This window comes from Phenylobacterium sp. (assembly GCF_044371015.1).
Classification (GTDB): domain Bacteria; phylum Pseudomonadota; class Alphaproteobacteria; order Caulobacterales; family Caulobacteraceae; genus Phenylobacterium.
Genome location: NZ_JBILUK010000007.1, coordinates 21,752 through 37,668 on the forward strand (window position 1 = coordinate 21,752; position 15,917 = coordinate 37,668).

Consider the following 15,917-nt stretch of genomic DNA (forward strand, 5'->3'; position numbering starts at 1 on the left):
TGCGCCCTCACATGTCCGCGATGCGGGCGGCGATATTCTGCATGAAGCTGCTCATCAGCGCGCCCATGAGCGGGAAGAACACGATCAGCGAGACGAAGATCGCGACAATCTTCGGCGCATAGACAAGGGTCTGTTCCTGGATCTGGGTCAGCGCCTGCAACAGGCCGATGCCGACGCCGACGATCAGGCCCACCAGAAGTACAGGCGCGCACAGCTGGATGGTCAGCCAGATGGCGTCCCGCCCGACGTCCAAAACCTCGGCGCCGCTCATCACAACTCTCCCCTGACATCGGTCGTCGCACCCTGGTCGATCATGGTTAATGAAAGGGAAGCAAAGGGGTTGGGCCTGTGCTCCCAACGGCCTAGATGTCGCACATCATCCGCGTCTGGAGTTCCCCATGATCCGCCTCGCCGCCGCCCTCGCGCTCTTTGTCGCCACGACCGCGCACGCGCAGGCCGTGACCATCCCTATGAAGTCAAACGCCGGCGCGTTCGTCGGCCAGGTCACGTTCACAGCGGCGCCCAAGGGCGTGCTGTTGCGGGTCGAGACCCAGGGTCTTGCGCCGGGATGGCACGGCCTTCATTTCCATGAAAAGGCCGACTGTTCGAAGTCAGACTTCACATCGGCCGGCGGCCATGTTCACGGCGGCGGCGACCGGATCCACGGTCTCTTGAACCCGGCGGCCAATGAAGCGGGTGATCTCCCCAATCTCTTCGTGGGAGCCGACGGGATCGGCAAGGCGGAGGTGTTCAGCGCGCTTACGACCCTGGCCGCCCTGCGCGACGCCGACGGGTCCTCGGTGGTGATCCACGCAAACCCCGATGATCACACGACTCAACCCATCGGCGGCGCGGGTCCGCGGATCGCCTGCGGTGAGCTGAAGTAGGGTCAGGTCTCGACGAAGGCGCGTTCCAGCACGAAGTCGCCGGGCTGGGCGAGCGAGCCTTCGACATAGCCCAGATCTAGCAACTGCTGCTTCAGGTCGACCAGCACGGATGGCCCGCCGCACAGCATGACCCGGTCTTCGGCCGGATCGAACGGCGGGTTGCCCAGGTCGCGGAACATCTGGCCCGAAGCGATCAGATTGGTGATGCGCCCCTGGGTGCGGAACGGCTCCCGGGTCACGGTGGGATAGTAGCGCAGCTTGTCGCCGATCAGTTCGCCCAGGATCTCGTCGGCCGCCAGGTCGTGCTCGAACATCTCGCGATAGTTCAGGTCCGCCACGTCGCGCACCGTGTGCGTAACGATCACTTGCTCGAAGCGATCGTAGACTTCCGGATCCCGCGCCAGAGACAGCCAAGGCGCGAGGCCGGTTCCGGTGCCCAGCATATAGAGCCGCTTGCCGGGCTTCAGCCCATCCAGCACCAGGGTGCCCGTCGGCTTACGGCCGATCAGCACCTGATCGCCTACCTTCAGATGTTGCAGTCGCGAGGTCAGCGGGCCGTCCGGCACCTTGATCGAATAGAACTCCAGTTCCTCATGCCAGGAGGGCGAGGCGATGGAGTAGGCGCGCACCAGCGGCTTGCCGTCCTCCTTGGACAGACCCACCATCACGAACTGGCCGCTCTGGAAGCGGAAGCCCGGATCGCGCGTGGTGCGGAACGAGAAAAGCCTGTCAGTCCAATGATGGACCCAGGTTACGGTCTCGACGAAGAAGGCGCCGCTCGCCTTCAGCGAGGGCTCGGCAAAGGTCACGTGGTTCATCCCAGAGTCCTAGATGTCGCCGCCAACGTTGTTAGGCGTCCCCGGCGCGCGGGCCACATGGATGCCGCACTCGGTCTTGTCCATCCCCTTCCAGCGCCCGGCGCGCACATCCTGCCCGTCCTCCACCGGTTGCGTGCAGGGCCAGCAGCCCAGTGAGGGAAAACCGTTCGCCACCAGCGGATGAGCCGGAAGGTCGTACTGGGCCGCATAGGCGTCGAGGTCGGCCTTGCCCCAGTTGGCCAGCGGATTGAACTTCACCTGGCCGTCGGCGAACTCAACCACCGGCAGGTGCAGCCGGTCGCCGCCGTGGAAGCGTTTGCGACCGGTGATCCAGGCCTCGAAGCCGGAAAGCGCGCGATCCAGCGGCAGCACCTTGCGGATATGGCAGCAGGCGTCGGTGTCCGTCTGCCAGAGTTTGGCCTCGGGATCGCCGACCGCAAGATCCTGGAAAGCGGGACGGAGGTCGCGGACGTCTGTAAGCCCCAGCCGCTCAGCCAGTTGCTGGCGATAGTCGAGCGTCTGGCCGAAGAGCATGCCTGTATCCAGGAACAGCACCGGGATGTCCGACTTCACCTGGGCGGCCAGGTGCAGCAGCACCGCCGACTCCGCACCGAAGGAGGAGACCAGCGCCAGCTTGTCGCCAAAGCTTTCCACGGCCGCCTCCAGCACGGTGCGGGGATGGGCGCGACGCAATTCCGCATCGAGCCGCGACGCGAGCGAGCCCGTCCGCTCCAGGGTGTCAAACGCCATGCTCAACCCTCCCTCTCGACGAACGCCGGGGGCCGTCCGTCAGCCGCGCGCTGATAGACATGGCGGTACCGGCCGACGGCCGCCTGCCACTCCTGGGCGCTCGCTCCGTCGGAGACCTCGAATGCGTCGAAGCCGCACCGCACCAGGAACATGGCCTGCTCGCGCAGCACATCGCCCACCGCCCGGACTTGCCCCTTGAAGCCCAGACGCTCGCGCAACAGCCGCGCGCTCGTGTAGCCCCGACCGTCCAGGTGCTTGGGGAACTCCACCGCGACCACCGCCAGGCGCGGCAGGTCGTATGCCAGGGCCTCGACCTCTTCACCGGGCGCGATCCGCACGCCCACCCGGCGGCCCTTGGCCAGCAGCCGCTCGCCATCCGCCTGGAACCGCGTCAGGGAAACGATCACATCCCCCGTCCCGGCGTCGTCATCGTCAGAGATGTGCCGAAGGGAGTCCTCAACGGCGCGCGCGACGCCGCCCGTCATCTCAATGAGCGTCGGCATAGACGGCCTCCTTGAACGGCGCGACGCCGGTGCGCCGGAAGGTGTCGAGGAAGCGTTCGCCATCGCGCCGCTCGCGCAGGTAGACGTCAACCAGAGTGTCCACCGCGTCGGCCACCCGCTCGTAGGGCAGCGCCGGTCCCAGCATCGCGCCCAGCGAAGCGTCCTCGGCTCCGGAGCCTCCGAGCGTAAGCTGGTAGTACTCCTCGCCCTTCTTATCGACGCCCAGGATGCCGATGTGCCCCACGTGATGGTGGCCGCAGGCGTTGATGCAGCCCGAGATCTTGATCTTCAGTTCGCCCACCCGCTCGGCGCGGTCTGGATCGCGGAACTTCTCGGCGATGTGCTGGGCGATGGGGATCGCCCGCGCGTTGGCCAGGGCGCAATAGTCCAGTCCCGGGCAGGCGATGATGTCGCTGACCAGATTGATGTTGGGCGTCGCCAGTCCGGCCGCGTCGAGCGCCGCCCAGACCGCCGGAAGGTCGTCCAGCTTCACATGCGGCAGGACCAGGTTCTGCTCGTGCGTCACCCGGATGTCATTCTGGCCAAATCGCTCGGCCAGATCCGCCACCACGTCCATCTGGTCAGCCGTCGCATCGCCGGGGGTCTCGCCGATGCCCTTCAGGCTGATCTCGACAATGCCGTAGCCGGCTCTCTTGTGCGGCTTCAGATTGTTGCGCAGGAACCGCGCAAAGGCCGGCTGGGTCGACCGGGCCGCCTCCATCGCCTCGGAGCGCGAGGGCAGCGTTTCAAACGCCACCGGCGCAAAGGCGCCGCGGATTCGCGCCAGTTCGGTGTCGGGGAAGTCCGCCCCCTCACCGATCTTGAGCCACTCCTCCTCGACCTGACGCGCGAATTCGTCCTTGCCGAGCGCGGCGACGAGGATCTTGATCCGCGCCTTGTAGAGATTGTCCCGCCGACCGTGGCGATTGTAGACCCGCAGTACGGCCTCCAGATACGAGACCAACCGATTGGCTGGCAGGAACTCGCGGATCGTCGGGCCCACATAGGGCGTGCGCCCCATGCCGCCGCCGACGATCACCTCAAAGCCCAGGGCGCCGTCTCGCGCCCGCTTCAGCACCAGGCCGATGTCGTGCACCCGCGCCGCCGTCCGGTCCTTGGGCGCCGCAGTAATGGCGATCTTGAACTTGCGCGGCAGGAAGGTGAACTCCGGGTGGAAGGTCGACCACTGCCGGATCGCCTCGGCCCAAACGCGCGGATCATCGACCTCCTCGGCCGTCGCGCCGGCGTAGGGGTCAGTGGTGGTGTTGCGGATGCAGTTCCCGGAGGTCTGGATGCCGTGCATGTCCACTTCGGCCAGGTGATCCAGGATGTCCGGCGTGTCGGCGAGCTTGATCCAGTGGAACTGGATGTTGGTCCGCGTGGTGAAGTGGCCGTAGCCCTTGTCATAGGTGCGCGCGATCAGCGCCAGTTTGCGCATCTGCGTCGGGTTCAGCGAGCCATAGGGAATCGCCACGCGCAGCATGTAGGCGTGCAGCTGCAGATAGAGCCCGTTCATCAGCCGCAGCCGCTTGAACTGGTCCTCCGAGAGCTCGCCCGCGAGACGCCGCGCAACCTGGCCCCGGAACTCGGCGGTCCGGTCGGCCAGCATCTCTTTGTCGAGGGTGTCGTACTGGTACATCGCGCTACTTCCGCTTGATCAGGTTGACGCGGCCGGTCGAACGCGCCGCGCCGGAGGCATGCTGCAACGCTTCGATCATCGCCCCGCCTTCGGCCTGTTTGCCGTGGCCGAGGTGGTTGGTGGGCCCCAGGGCCCGAATACGTTCCCGGTAGCTGAGGGGCGCCCAGACGCCCTCGGACTCCACCAGGTCGATCAGATAGGCGTCGATCACCACCGTCGGCTGGGCGCGGCCCTCGGCCTCCGCCTGGGTCGCGGCCGGATCGTTATCGGCCCACAGTTCGGCGTCGGCGAACCGCTCGATCCACAGCCCGCCGTTCCAGAACACCACCTCGCCGTCAGAGAGCCGGTTCGCAGTCAGCGCCTTCATCACCTATCTCCCGCCCCTGCTCGCCCGCAGCGCCGGGGAGGTAGACCGCACGGAGGGCGGGACGGAGAGGACCTGAGCCTCCGCCATCGCCATCGCCTCGCCGAAAATCAGCAACGCCGGGCCCGAAAGCGCCTCCGCCGCCGCCGCGAGCCCCGCAAGCGTGGTCAGAACGCGACGCTCGTCGGCCCGGCTTGCATTCTCCACGATCAACGCGGGCGTCGAGGGATCCCGTCCGGCGGCGAGCAAGCGCCCGGCGATCACCCCCGCCTGCGACAGACCCATGTAGATCACCACCGTCTGGTTGGCCTTGGCCAGAGCGGCCCAGTCCAGGTCCGGCTCGCCGCCCTTGGCCGCGTGTCCGGTTACAAAGGTCACCGCCTGCGCCGCCCCGCGATGGGTCAGAGGCGCGCCGGCTGAAGCGCCCGCCGCCAGCGCCGCGGTCACGCCTGGCACCACGTAGCAGGCGATCCCCGCCTCGCGGCAGGCTTCCAACTCCTCGCCGCCGCGTCCGAAGATGAAGGGATCGCCGCCCTTGAGCCGCACCACGGTCAGCCCATCGAGGGCGAACGCCACCAGCATCCGACCGATCTCGTCCTGGCTGTAGGAATGCCGCGACTTACGCTTGGCCACCGAAATCCGCCGCGCCTGCGGGGGCGCGAGATCCAGAATCTCATCCGAGACCAGGCCGTCATGGACCACCACATCGGCGGTCCCCAGGACGCGCAGGGCCTTCAGGGTCAGCAGTTCCGGATCGCCCGGACCAGCGCCCACCAGCCAAACCTCGCCCGGCGGCCGCGGCTCCCGGCTGCCGCCCAGGACCACGAGGCCCTTTGCGCTTGTTTCCCCTTGCCGCGGCATGGTGATCTTTAGCTTCTCTAACGCCCTCGCCCACGTGAGGCGGCCGGCTGGGAGGGGCTGAGACACCGCCGGACGCTTGCAATCAAGGCCTTGAGGGCCCAAGTCGCAAGCCAAGGACTTCTGCCGGGGGCATCAGGAAAACTCGATGGAGCGCAACGTCGCCCGCCGGCGGCTGCCACCCTTGAACGCCCTGCGGGCGTTCGAGGCGGCCGCTCGCCATTTGAACTTCAGCCGCGCCGCCGACGAGCTGACGGTGACGCCTGGCGCAGTCAGCCAGCAGATTCAGAACCTTGAGGACTATGTGGGCGCGGCGCTTTTCAAGCGGACGCCAAAGGGCCTGCTGCTCACCGACGCCGCTCAGACCGCCCTGCCGGCGCTTCGTGAGGCCTTCGACCGGCTGGCCGAGGCCGCCAGCCTGCTCACCGCTGCGGTCGATGGTCGCCGCCTGACCATCACCGCCCCGCCCTCGTTCGCCGCCAAGTGGCTCGCCCCGCGCCTGGGCGCCTTCGAGCGCGCGCACCCCCAGGTCGATGTCTGGCTCAACGCCGGCATGGAGATCGTCGACCTTACGGCCGGCGAGGTCGATCTCGCGCTGCGCTATGGCGCAGGGCGCTATCCGGGGTTGGAAGTGAAGCGCCTCGTCAGCGAGGCGGTGATCCCGGTGATCAGCCCCGAACTGCTGGAGCGCCAGCCGCTGGCGACACCCGAAGACCTGGTCCACCACGTGCTCCTGCACGACGGTTCCCCCGACATCGACGACAGCTGCCCCGACTGGCCCATGTGGCTGGCGGCGCGGGGCCTGCGCGGCGTCGACGGCCATCGCGGGCCGCGGTTCAACCAGTCCAGCCTCGTGATCGAGGCCGCCGCCAACGGTCGCGGCGTGGCGCTGGCCAAGCGCACGCTGGCCCAGGCGGACCTCGACGCCGGACGTCTCGTCTCGCCCCTGCAGATCGCCACCGCCGTCGACTTCGCCTATTATCTTGTGCACCCCAAGGCCAAGGGCCGCCTGCCCCAGGTGAAGGCCTTCGTCGCCTGGATCGAATCCGAGGCTGCGGCCCACGAGGCGGCGCTCGCCGCCATCGACAACGGCGCGGGCATCTGATGGCGGCGGCCATTCTCGCGGTCCTGGCCCTCGCCGCACCGGGCTTGGAGGCGTTCCAGGCGGAGCTCGCCGCAAGCGACAGCGCCACAGCGGTTCTTCAGCGCCTCTGCGACGCCCGCGCGCCGGGACAGACCATCATCGCCGCCGTGCTGCCGACCCAAGCCGACCCCGCCGCCACCGCCGCCGCGCGTCGCGATCTGCAGCTCCGGCCCTGGGCGCCGGTCGGCTATCGCCGCGTCGAACTCAGCTGCGCCGGGGTCGTGCTTTCCCGCGCTGAAAACTGGTACGCGCCCGGACGCCTCACGCCGGCCATGAACCGCGCCCTGGAGACCACCCCCACGCCCTTCGGCGTTGTCGCCCGGCCGCTGGACTACCGACGACGCCCCCTGGCGAGCGAGGCGCCGGCTTCAGGCCAGGGCGTCCTGCGGAACACCGCGATCCTGGTCCGGCCCGACGGCAAGCCGATCTCCAAGGTCGTGGAGACCTACTCGGATCAGGTCCTGTCGCCGGTCAGATAGGCGTCGATCTCCGAGAGCGCCGCATCCAGCGCCTCAAGCACCAACGGCGCCTGTCCCGCACCCTCCAGCTCAGCTCGCGCCGCAGCATCGCCTAATGCGCGGGCCCCTACCCCATGCGCGGCGCCCTTCATCGTGTGGACGACATCCCGGAAGCCCGCCCCGGGTGCGGCGAGCGCCGCACGCCATCCCTCGGCCTGCGCCTGGAACAGGACCAGCACCTCGGCGGCGATCGCGCGGTCGCCACCGACGTAGGACTCCAGATAGGCGAAGTCGACGCGGCTCATGTCCGGCGCCGGCCGCACGGCGTGTCGCCGTCCGCTCCCCCTAAATCGCCTGATGCCGCAGCACGGAGCCGCATGGCGCGGTCCAGGCCGTTGGGCCCGATCATGACGTTCCAAAACATGGCTTCGGGGTTCCTGAGGCGACCGGCCGCAAGGTGGTGCGCGCCGGAGGTTTTTCATGCAACAGGCGCTCGCGGCAAGTGTGAAGCCCGGGTCGGCGCCGGAAAATCCAGCCGCTCATGACGATCTGGCGGCATGCGACGCGCCAATCGACCCCGATGCATCAGAGACTTGGCGTTTGGCTCCAGATGTGAGTATCCGTTTGTTTCGTCGCGGAACTTCCGATGCGGCCTGACGGCGGGGCCCGCCGGGGAAGCTCGGATCAGAGGGATCAAAGGAACGATGCGTGGGTGCGTCTTGGGAGAGTTGGCTGAACTGTCCCTATCGTTAGACCCCCTCGCCAGCCCCCTCGTCACGGCGCGCGCGTGACCGGAGACACGGATCGTTTCGGAAAGGCGGCGGGTCGGCAGTTGCTGCTGATCGCGGCCGCCTCGATTCTCGGCGTCGCCCTCCTGATGTTCGGCCTGTCGTGGGCGTCCAATCAGGCCGGCGGCGGGCGGGTCGGCAAGGGTGTGGACGCCGCCACGGGCACGGTGACGCTCGCGCTGGCCGACGAACCGCCGCAGCTCGACAGCACCCGCAGCACCGACACCATCAGCAGCATGGTCTTGGGTCATGTCACCGAGGGCCTGATCCGCAACGGCGAGGGCGGCGCACTGCTGCCGGGCGTTGCAGAGCGCTGGGAAATCACACCCACCAGAGCCACTTTCTGGCTTAGGGCCGACGCGCGTTGGAGCGATGGCAAACCCGTCACGGCGCATGATTTCGTGTTCGCCTGGCGCAAGGCGGTCGATCCGAAGACCGCCAGCGAGTACGCCACCATCTTCTTTTCGATCAAGAATGCGGAAGCCATCAACAAGGGGCAGATGCCCCTCTCGAGCATGGGCGTGGTGGCAGACGGCGACCGCGTCCTGAAGGTGGAACTGGTTCGCCCGGTCGCCTATTTCGACAAGCTGATGGTCTTCAAGACCTTCAATCCGATACGCGAAGACTTCTACAACGCCATGAAGGGGCGATACGGCGCCGACGCCGACACGCTGCTTTACAATGGCCCCTTCAAGATCACCCGCTGGGTTCATGGCGCCAGCCTGCGGATGGAAAAGAACCCCACCTACTGGGACAAGGACCGCGTGAAGTTGAATGTCCTCGACTTCGCCTATTTCAGCAGCGATCCCAACGCCCTGATCAACCTCTACAAGGACGGCAAGATCGCGGTCGCGGGCCTCAACCAGGAAAACCTGAACGAGGCCATGCTGAAGCGGTGGCCGATCAACCGCTTCCAGCGCGGTGCGGTCGCGTATCTGGAGTTCAACCACCGCGAGGGTCGGCCGACCGCCAACATCCACCTGCGCCGGGCGATCCAGCTGATCGTCGATCCCGATGAGATCGTCTATCGGGTCATCAAGCTGCCGGGCAACATACCGGCCAGGTCCCTGTTCCCGATCTGGCTGGACGGTGTCGAGGGCAAGTTCCGTGAAGAGTATCCGGTGAAACGGGTCATCCCCAACGCCGACGAAGCGCGTCGACAGCTCGCCCTCGCCAAGAAGCAGTTGGGCGTCGACAAGATCCCGCCGCTGACGCTGCTCTCGGACGATGGGGCCCTGGGCGACAAGCTGACCGAGTACTATCAGGAGACGTTCCGTCGGGAACTCGGTCTGGAGATCCGGATCGACAAGCAGATCTTCAAGCAGCGCCTGGCCAAGATGTCGGCGGGGGATTTCGACATCGTTTCCGCCGGTTGGAATCCCGACTACCCAGACCCCCTCACCTTCGCGGACCTGTACGCGTCGTGGAACTCCAACAACCGCGGACGCTACAAGAACGCCAGGCTCGACCAACTGGTCGAGATTGCTCAGACCTCGACCGACGTGCGAACGCGGATGGACGCCTTCGGCGAGATCCAGAACATCCTGGTCGAGGATCCTCCAATGATCCCGACCTATGAGCCCGGGGTGGTCTACATCGTGGATCCCCGGCTCAAGGGCGTCGTGCGCCGCGTGGCCGGGTTCGACCCGGACTACACCGGCGTCAGCATCGTCGGGAAGTAGGGCGAGCCATGTGGAAGTACACCCTCAAGCGGCTGGTTCAGGGCCTCATCACGGTCTGGTTCATCGCCACGGCCACGTTCCTGGCGATGCATGCGGTGCCCGGAGATCCGATGAGCGGGGACCGCGCAGTCTCGGCCGAGATCCGCAAGAATCTCGAGGCCAAGTACGGCCTCGATAAGCCGCTCGGCGAACAGTATGTGATCTATCTCGGCAATCTGGCGCGCGGCGACTTCGGCATCTCGTTCACGCAGCAGAACCGCGAGGTGAACGACATCATTCGCGAGCACTTCCCCATTTCCGCGACCCTGGGGGTGCTGGCCATCGTCTTCGCCGCGCTGGGCGGAATCCTGTTTGGCGCCCTTACGGCGCTCTACCGCAACAAACTGCCCGACATCCTGATCATGTTCTTCGTGATCCTCGGCATTTCAGTGCCGAGCTTCGTCTTCGCCGCGCTGGGGCAGCTGGCCCTGGTCAAGTTGAACGACCTGCTGGGCTTCTCGCTGCTGCCGGTGGCGGGCTGGGGCACGGTCTCGCACATGCTGGTCCCCGCCTTGGTCCTGGGACTTGGGACCATGGCCTATCTCACCCGCCTGATGCGCAGCTCCATGCTGGAGATCATCAATTCCGACTATCTGCGCACCGCGAAGGCCAAGGGCCTGCCCGCGACGCGGATCTTCACCCGCCACCAGCTCCGCAATGCGATCCTTCCGGTGGTCACCGTGCTGGGGCCGGCGATCGCAGGGATCACAACCGGCAGCTTTGTTGTGGAGTCGGTCTTCGCCATTCCCGGTTTGGGTCGATATTTTGTCCAAGCTGTTCAACAACTTGACTACACCGTGATCATGGGAACCACCGTGTTTTTCGGATCGTTCCTGGTTCTCATGGTGATCATCGTGGACCTGCTCTACGGGCTCATCGATCCCCGGGTCAGGCTGGAGTAGCCCGTGGCGTCCTTGTCTCACCCAATCGAACCCGCGCCCGAGGACTTCACGCCCCTGGCGGCCGAGCAGCGGCGCCAGCAGCTCTCGCGTCCCTCGCTGTCCTATTGGCAGGACGCCTGGATCCGGCTGCGCGCCAATCGCCGGGCGATCATCTCGCTCTACATCGTGATCGGCATGCTGATGTTCACGCTGCTGGGCCCGCTGGTCTGGCGCGTCGATCCTTCCGCCCAGGACCTGGATCAGGTCAGCCGCCCGCCGGGCGCCGAGCGCGAAGTCACGCTGACCGATCCCTACCGGCCGTGGAACGGCGAGGCCGTGCTGCCGGCCGGCGCCGGACTGCGGCTCGCCTACCCCGCCAAAACCCAGGCGGTGCGGCTGATCTGGGATCCGGTGCCTGGCGCCCAAGCCTATCGCATCTATCGTAACATCGTGCCCAACGCGCCCGGAGAACCCCTCGGGCTGCCGATCGCACAGACCCTGACGGCGTCCGAGACGCGCTACGAAGACCGGCTCGATCTTCGCGCCGAGACCTACTTCTACACCGTCGCCGCCCTGGATGCTTCGGGCGCCGACATGTCCGCCCCACAGGCCCTCGCGGTCACGCCGGTGGCGGTCATCACGGTGGCGGAGGCCGTGTCCCGGGGCCTTCAGACGCCCTCGGAAACGCTGAAGGTCGGCGACAAGGTCCGCTTCGCCCTGCACCCGCTCGGCACCGACTATCTGGGCCGGGACATGCTGGCCAGGCTCATGCACGGCGCAAGGGTCTCCCTCTTCATCGGGATCGTCGCGCCGCTCTTGTTTGTCGCATTCGGCGTCGCCTACGGCAGCCTGGCGGGCTTCCTGGGGGGGCGCGTTGACCAGATCATGATGCGCTTCGCCGACTTCGTGATCGCCCTGCCGTTCCTGCTGTTCATGATCCTGTTCAAGATCGCGTTCGGGATCGGCCCCGGTCAGAGCGGCATCCTGCCGATGATCGTCGCCCTGGTGATGCTGTCCTGGCCCGGGACCGCCCGGCTGGTCCGCGGACAGATCCTGCAGGTCCGCGAAGAGGGCTATGTCAACGCCGCCCGGCTCCTGGGCGCCCGGACGGACTACCTCGTCCTGCGTCACATGATTCCCAATACGATGGGCGTCATCCTCGTGACCCTAACCTTCGCTGTGCCCAGCGCGATCTTCACCGAGGCGTTTCTCTCGTTCATCGGGATGGGCGTCGCCCCGCCCACGCCGTCTTGGGGCGGCATGAGCAATGAGGGCATCAAGTCGATGCTGATCCACCCGCATGAACTGCTGTTTCCGGCGATCATGATCAGCGTCACGGTTCTGGCGTTCAACCTGCTTGGGGACGGCCTCCGCGACGCCCTCGACGCCAAGATGAGGTCGCGCGAATGACCAACTTGGAGTCCCGCGACCCAACGGGCGGTCCGCCGCTGCTTGAGGTCGAAGATCTGCGCGTTGAGTTCGACACCTACGGCGGCTCGGTGAAGGCCGTACGCGGCGTCAGCTTTTCGGTCGAGGCGGGCAAGACCCTGGCCATCGTGGGCGAGTCCGGGTGCGGCAAGTCGGTGACCGTCCAGAGCCTGATGGGCCTGACCCCGATGCCGCCGGGTCGATTGACCTCGGGGCGCGCGCGTCTGCGCGGGGTCGACATTCTCGGTCGGACCGAGATCGACGGCCGCGAGATCCGTGGGCGGGAGATCGGCATGATCTTCCAGGACCCGATGACCTCGTTGAACCCGACCATGACGATCGGCCGACAGATCGCCGAGACCCTGGAGGTGCATCGCGGATGGAGCCGCAAGCGCGCGCTCGACCGGGCGGTCGAACTGCTCGACATGGCGCGGATTCCGGAAGCGGCGCAGCGCGCCAACCAGTATCCGTTCGAGTTCTCCGGCGGCATGCTGCAACGCGCCATGATCGCGATGGCTATCGCCTGCGAACCCGCGATCCTGATCGCCGATGAACCGACGACCGCGCTCGATGTGACGATCCAGGCCCAGGTGCTCGATCTGCTCGCCGATCTGCAGCGGGACAACGGGACGGCGATCATTTTGATCACCCACGATCTCGGCGTGGTGGCGCGCATGGCCGATGAGGTGGTGGTCATGTATGCGGGCCAGGTCGCCGAGCGTGGCGGCGTCGACGACGTCTTCTACCGCTCCGCCCATCCCTACATGCTCGGCCTGCGCTCGGCGATGCCAAGCAACAGCTCGGACCGGGCGCATAGGCTGATGCCCATTGAGGGCAGCCCGCCGGATCTGTTCGCGCCGCCGGCCGGCTGCGCCTACGCTGCCCGTTGCCCTCATGCGATGCGCGTCTGCAGCGCACGCGACCCGGAGCCGTTCGCGGTGGGATCGGGGCATTCGGCCCGTTGCTGGCTTCATCACCCCTCGGCGCCCCGCCCCGCCGGCCTGCACTATCGCGACGGGGCCGCCCCCGCCGCCGCGCACAACGGCCAGAACTCGGACTCGCCCGCATGAGCGCCAACCCACCTCTGCTGGTGGCCGACCAGCTGACCAAGTACTTCCCGCTGCCCGGCGGTCGGAAGATCCACGCGGTGGATCAGGTATCCCTGACCATTCATGAGAAAGAGGTGGTCGGCCTGGTGGGGGAGTCCGGCTCGGGCAAGTCGACCCTGGGCAAGACGCTTATCGGCCTGCACCCCCGGACATCGGGAACCGCGACCTATCGGGGGCAGCCGCTGCCCCAGCGCTATCGACCTGAGGACTTCCGCTATTGGGCGCCGAAGACCCAGATGATCTTCCAGGACCCCTATTCGTCGCTGAATCCCCGCATGACGGTCGGCGAGATCGTCGGCGAGGGCCTGCAACTTCACACCAAGCTGTCCGCCGCGGAGATCCGCGATCGGGCCGGCGATTGGCTGAAGCGCGTCGGGCTGGAGCCCGATCACATGTCACGCTATCCGCACGAGTTCTCCGGCGGCCAGCGCCAGCGCATCGGGATCGCGCGCGCCCTGATCCTGGAGCCCGAGTTCGTGGTCTGCGACGAGCCGATTTCCGCGCTCGACGTTTCGGTTCAGGCCCAGGTGGTGAACCTGCTGGATGAACTGAAGACCTCCATGGGTCTGACCCTGCTGTTCATCGCCCATGACCTGTCGATGGTGCGCTACGTCAGCGATCGCATGGCGGTGATGTATCTCGGCGTCATCGTCGAAATCGGACCGGCGTCCGACGTCTTTTTCAATCCGAAGCACCCCTATACGGAAATTCTGGTCGCCTCGAATCCCGAGCCGGATCCGGCAAGTGAACGCAATCGGCGGTCGGCGACCGTCACGGGCGAAATCCCCTCGCCGGTGGATGTTCCCCCGGGCTGCCGGTTCCAGGGCCGCTGCCCGAAGGTGATGGACGTCTGTCGACACGAAACGCCGCGTCTCAAGCCGGTGTCCGAGGATCCGGGCCGCCAGGTCGCCTGCCACCTGTACGGCTCTTGAGTCCGCCGGGCGGCGGAACGCTCACCGATCAACGAAGGCGAAAAGTGGTGGGTGCTGGGGGATTCGAACCCTCGACCCGCTGATTAAGAGTCAGCTGCTCTACCAACTGAGCTAAGCACCCGCCGAGCCCCGGAAACCCTCATCTGAGGGACCAGCGGCGAGGGCGCGGAAAATACGCATTGCCGCGCCCTTGGCAAGGGCTGGTTCGCCTGGGACCGAAAAAGGGTTGGCCGCGGCGGACGGTTGACACGGAGCCATCCGCCGCGGCCGCCGCGCGACTTGCCGTGTCAGGCCGCCGCAACGGGGTTGGAATGGCGTCGGGCTCGGATCGTCGCCCCGGCCGCGCCGAAGCCGAGGATCATCAGCGCCCAGACGCCTGGCTCAGGCACGGCGACCGGATAATCGCGGACCTGGTAGCTGATCGAAGCGAAGTTCACCTCGTAGGGCGCACCCAGCGTAAACGTGCCGGTCGCGGTGAAGCTGTCGAACCCGAAGGGCGTGTTGTTCATGCCGATGATGAAGCTGGTGCAGTTGCCGCAGCCTGAGCCCACCGGTCCGCCGCCGTCGAACCGAAACTCGCCATTGGCCTGCGCGTCGGTCGGCTGCGCGCCCCCGAGCACATCGGCGAAGTTGAAGCCGAAGAACATCTCGTCGCGCAGCGGCAAGATGAATTGGGGAAACGGCGGCAGGTTGGCCCCTGTTATGGTGACGGTCGCCTCAAAGGTGTCGCCGTCAACGAGTGTGATCGGCGTGAAACCCTCAAGGGCCAGTTCTCCGGTCTCGTAGAGCGATCCGCCCGAGTTGAAAGAGGAGGTCGTCAGGTTCGACGTATCTCCGGTCAGATTGAAGACGTAGTGCGCGGCCTGGGCCGACGTGGCCGACAGGGCGGCGCTCATGGTCGCCACCGCTGCGAGGCTCGAGAGGATGAGTTTCACGGTGCGCGTCCACAATTCGGCCGACCCCAACGGTCCGGCTCTTGTCCACGCATCTTCACTTCAGGCGCGGCCCGCGCCTACCTGTCGGAAATGAGGGGTTGCCCGGTCGACAGTCATTCGTCGGACAGGTCGTCGTTTCGCTCAGGAGGGGAATTCGCCTGGGCGGGCGGCTCATGGCCCGGTGTAGAGTTCGCCCAGGCCCAGGGCGGCCTTGCCCTTGGCCTGATCCAGCGCGTCCTGCACCAGGCCCGCCGCCACGGCCGCATCCCGCTTCCCGTCGATCCGTCGCAGACCGGCGCGCAGCAGGGTTGGATCCGACGGCGTGGCGATGGCCACCACATTGTCCACCCCGAATGGCGCGACGGCCTTGGTGCGGGCCAGCACCACCCGGCTCTGGCCGGCGACCATCCGTCCGTCGCCGTCGCCGTTCAGCGGATAGAGCAGTTGCACCGTGCCATCGCCGGCCAGATTGAACGCCGTCAGCCAGCCGCCGTCTCCCCGATGCACCACGCTGAGGTCCACAGGTTCGCCGTTGCGATAGAGCTCGCCCGGCTTGCGCGGCCCGACGTTCACCCGCACCCGCCGCTCATCCGCCGCCGCCGCGAGTTGCCGCACCGCGCGCCTTTTGGCGATCACGCCCGCCATCGCCTCGGGTGTCTTCAGGCCTTCGGCGATCCGGTCTCCGTGAGAGTCCGTCACCCA

At 66.8% G+C, this 15,917-nt stretch carries 18 protein-coding genes and 1 tRNA gene; 8 read left to right on the forward strand and 11 right to left on the reverse strand.

Features of this window, described 5'->3' with window-relative positions:
- Positions 1-7 precede the first annotated feature (7 nt).
- Entirely contained in the window at positions 8-274 is a 267-nt protein-coding gene (gene fliQ, locus ACIQ3R_RS01370; protein ID WP_397414217.1) for a flagellar biosynthesis protein FliQ, read from the reverse strand.
- Positions 275-398: 124 nt separating this feature from the next.
- Between fliQ and ACIQ3R_RS01375 the strand changes: the two genes are divergently transcribed.
- Positions 399-887, forward strand: a complete 489-nt coding sequence (locus tag ACIQ3R_RS01375) for a superoxide dismutase family protein (RefSeq protein ID WP_397414219.1) — start codon at positions 399-401, stop codon at positions 885-887.
- A 2-nt stretch (positions 888-889) separates the two neighbouring features.
- Here ACIQ3R_RS01375 and ACIQ3R_RS01380 read toward each other — a convergent pair whose 3' ends face one another.
- From ACIQ3R_RS01380 to cobA, 6 genes are read right to left on the reverse strand one after another with little or no spacing between them, the layout of a single operon-like run.
- Complete coding sequence (locus ACIQ3R_RS01380; RefSeq protein ID WP_397414221.1) at positions 890-1,705, reverse strand: ferredoxin--NADP reductase; 816 nt, start codon at positions 1,703-1,705, stop codon at positions 890-892.
- Between the two features lie 9 nt (positions 1,706-1,714).
- Complete coding sequence (locus tag ACIQ3R_RS01385; RefSeq protein WP_397414223.1) at positions 1,715-2,455, reverse strand: phosphoadenylyl-sulfate reductase; 741 nt, start codon at positions 2,453-2,455, stop codon at positions 1,715-1,717.
- 2 nt (positions 2,456-2,457) lie between these two features.
- Positions 2,458-2,958 (reverse strand): DUF934 domain-containing protein, encoded by a 501-nt coding sequence (locus ACIQ3R_RS01390; protein ID WP_397414226.1) that lies wholly within the window; start codon positions 2,956-2,958, stop codon positions 2,458-2,460.
- Positions 2,942-4,597 carry a nitrite/sulfite reductase gene (locus ACIQ3R_RS01395; protein ID WP_397414229.1) on the reverse strand — a complete coding sequence of 552 codons (1,656 nt, stop codon included), beginning with the start codon at positions 4,595-4,597 and terminating at the stop codon, positions 2,942-2,944. The genes ACIQ3R_RS01390 and ACIQ3R_RS01395 overlap by 17 nt, the downstream gene beginning before the upstream one ends.
- Positions 4,598-4,601: 4 nt before the next feature.
- Complete coding sequence (locus ACIQ3R_RS01400) at positions 4,602-4,964, reverse strand: DUF2849 domain-containing protein (RefSeq protein WP_397414232.1); 363 nt, start codon at positions 4,962-4,964, stop codon at positions 4,602-4,604.
- Between the two features lie 3 nt (positions 4,965-4,967).
- Positions 4,968-5,822 (reverse strand): uroporphyrinogen-III C-methyltransferase, encoded by an 855-nt coding sequence (cobA, locus tag ACIQ3R_RS01405; RefSeq protein WP_397414234.1) that lies wholly within the window; start codon positions 5,820-5,822, stop codon positions 4,968-4,970.
- A gap of 145 nt (positions 5,823-5,967) precedes the next feature.
- On the opposite strand from cobA, the gene gcvA reads away from it, so the two are divergent.
- On the forward strand, positions 5,968-6,924 hold the full coding sequence (gene gcvA, locus ACIQ3R_RS01410) for a transcriptional regulator GcvA (protein WP_397414237.1): 957 nt from the start codon (positions 5,968-5,970) through the stop codon (positions 6,922-6,924).
- Positions 6,924-7,442 carry a hypothetical protein gene (locus tag ACIQ3R_RS01415; protein ID WP_397414239.1) on the forward strand — a complete coding sequence of 173 codons (519 nt, stop codon included), beginning with the start codon at positions 6,924-6,926 and terminating at the stop codon, positions 7,440-7,442. Before gcvA ends, ACIQ3R_RS01415 begins: the two co-directional genes overlap by 1 nt.
- Here the strand turns inward: ACIQ3R_RS01415 and ACIQ3R_RS01420 are convergent.
- Positions 7,418-7,726 carry an Hpt domain-containing protein gene (locus ACIQ3R_RS01420; RefSeq protein WP_397414241.1) on the reverse strand — a complete coding sequence of 103 codons (309 nt, stop codon included), beginning with the start codon at positions 7,724-7,726 and terminating at the stop codon, positions 7,418-7,420. The two genes, ACIQ3R_RS01415 and ACIQ3R_RS01420, sit on opposite strands and share 25 nt — an antisense overlap.
- A gap of 482 nt (positions 7,727-8,208) precedes the next feature.
- Between ACIQ3R_RS01420 and ACIQ3R_RS01425 the strand changes: the two genes are divergently transcribed.
- From ACIQ3R_RS01425 to ACIQ3R_RS01445, 5 genes are read left to right on the forward strand one after another with little or no spacing between them, the layout of a single operon-like run.
- Complete coding sequence (locus tag ACIQ3R_RS01425; protein ID WP_397414244.1) at positions 8,209-9,891, forward strand: peptide ABC transporter substrate-binding protein; 1,683 nt, start codon at positions 8,209-8,211, stop codon at positions 9,889-9,891.
- Between the two features lie 8 nt (positions 9,892-9,899).
- Complete coding sequence (locus tag ACIQ3R_RS01430) at positions 9,900-10,832, forward strand: ABC transporter permease (RefSeq protein WP_397414246.1); 933 nt, start codon at positions 9,900-9,902, stop codon at positions 10,830-10,832.
- A gap of 3 nt (positions 10,833-10,835) precedes the next feature.
- A complete protein-coding gene (locus ACIQ3R_RS01435; RefSeq protein WP_397414249.1) occupies positions 10,836-12,221 on the forward strand; it encodes an ABC transporter permease subunit in 1,386 nt (461 codons plus the stop codon).
- Positions 12,218-13,309, forward strand: coding sequence for an ABC transporter ATP-binding protein (locus ACIQ3R_RS01440; RefSeq protein ID WP_397414252.1), 1,092 nt, complete (start codon positions 12,218-12,220; stop codon positions 13,307-13,309). Before ACIQ3R_RS01435 ends, ACIQ3R_RS01440 begins: the two co-directional genes overlap by 4 nt.
- Complete coding sequence (locus ACIQ3R_RS01445; protein ID WP_397414254.1) at positions 13,306-14,280, forward strand: ABC transporter ATP-binding protein; 975 nt, start codon at positions 13,306-13,308, stop codon at positions 14,278-14,280. Before ACIQ3R_RS01440 ends, ACIQ3R_RS01445 begins: the two co-directional genes overlap by 4 nt.
- A 45-nt stretch (positions 14,281-14,325) precedes the next feature.
- Here the strand turns inward: ACIQ3R_RS01445 and ACIQ3R_RS01450 are convergent.
- The 3 genes from ACIQ3R_RS01450 to ACIQ3R_RS01460 form a co-directional block, all read right to left on the reverse strand.
- A tRNA-Lys gene (locus ACIQ3R_RS01450) sits at positions 14,326-14,401 on the reverse strand.
- A gap of 166 nt (positions 14,402-14,567) precedes the next feature.
- Positions 14,568-15,215, reverse strand: a complete 648-nt coding sequence (locus ACIQ3R_RS01455) for a PEPxxWA-CTERM sorting domain-containing protein (RefSeq protein ID WP_397414256.1) — start codon at positions 15,213-15,215, stop codon at positions 14,568-14,570.
- Between the two features lie 171 nt (positions 15,216-15,386).
- Positions 15,387-15,917: hypothetical protein (locus ACIQ3R_RS01460; protein WP_397414259.1), on the reverse strand; the 531-nt coding region annotated here is incomplete at its 5' end.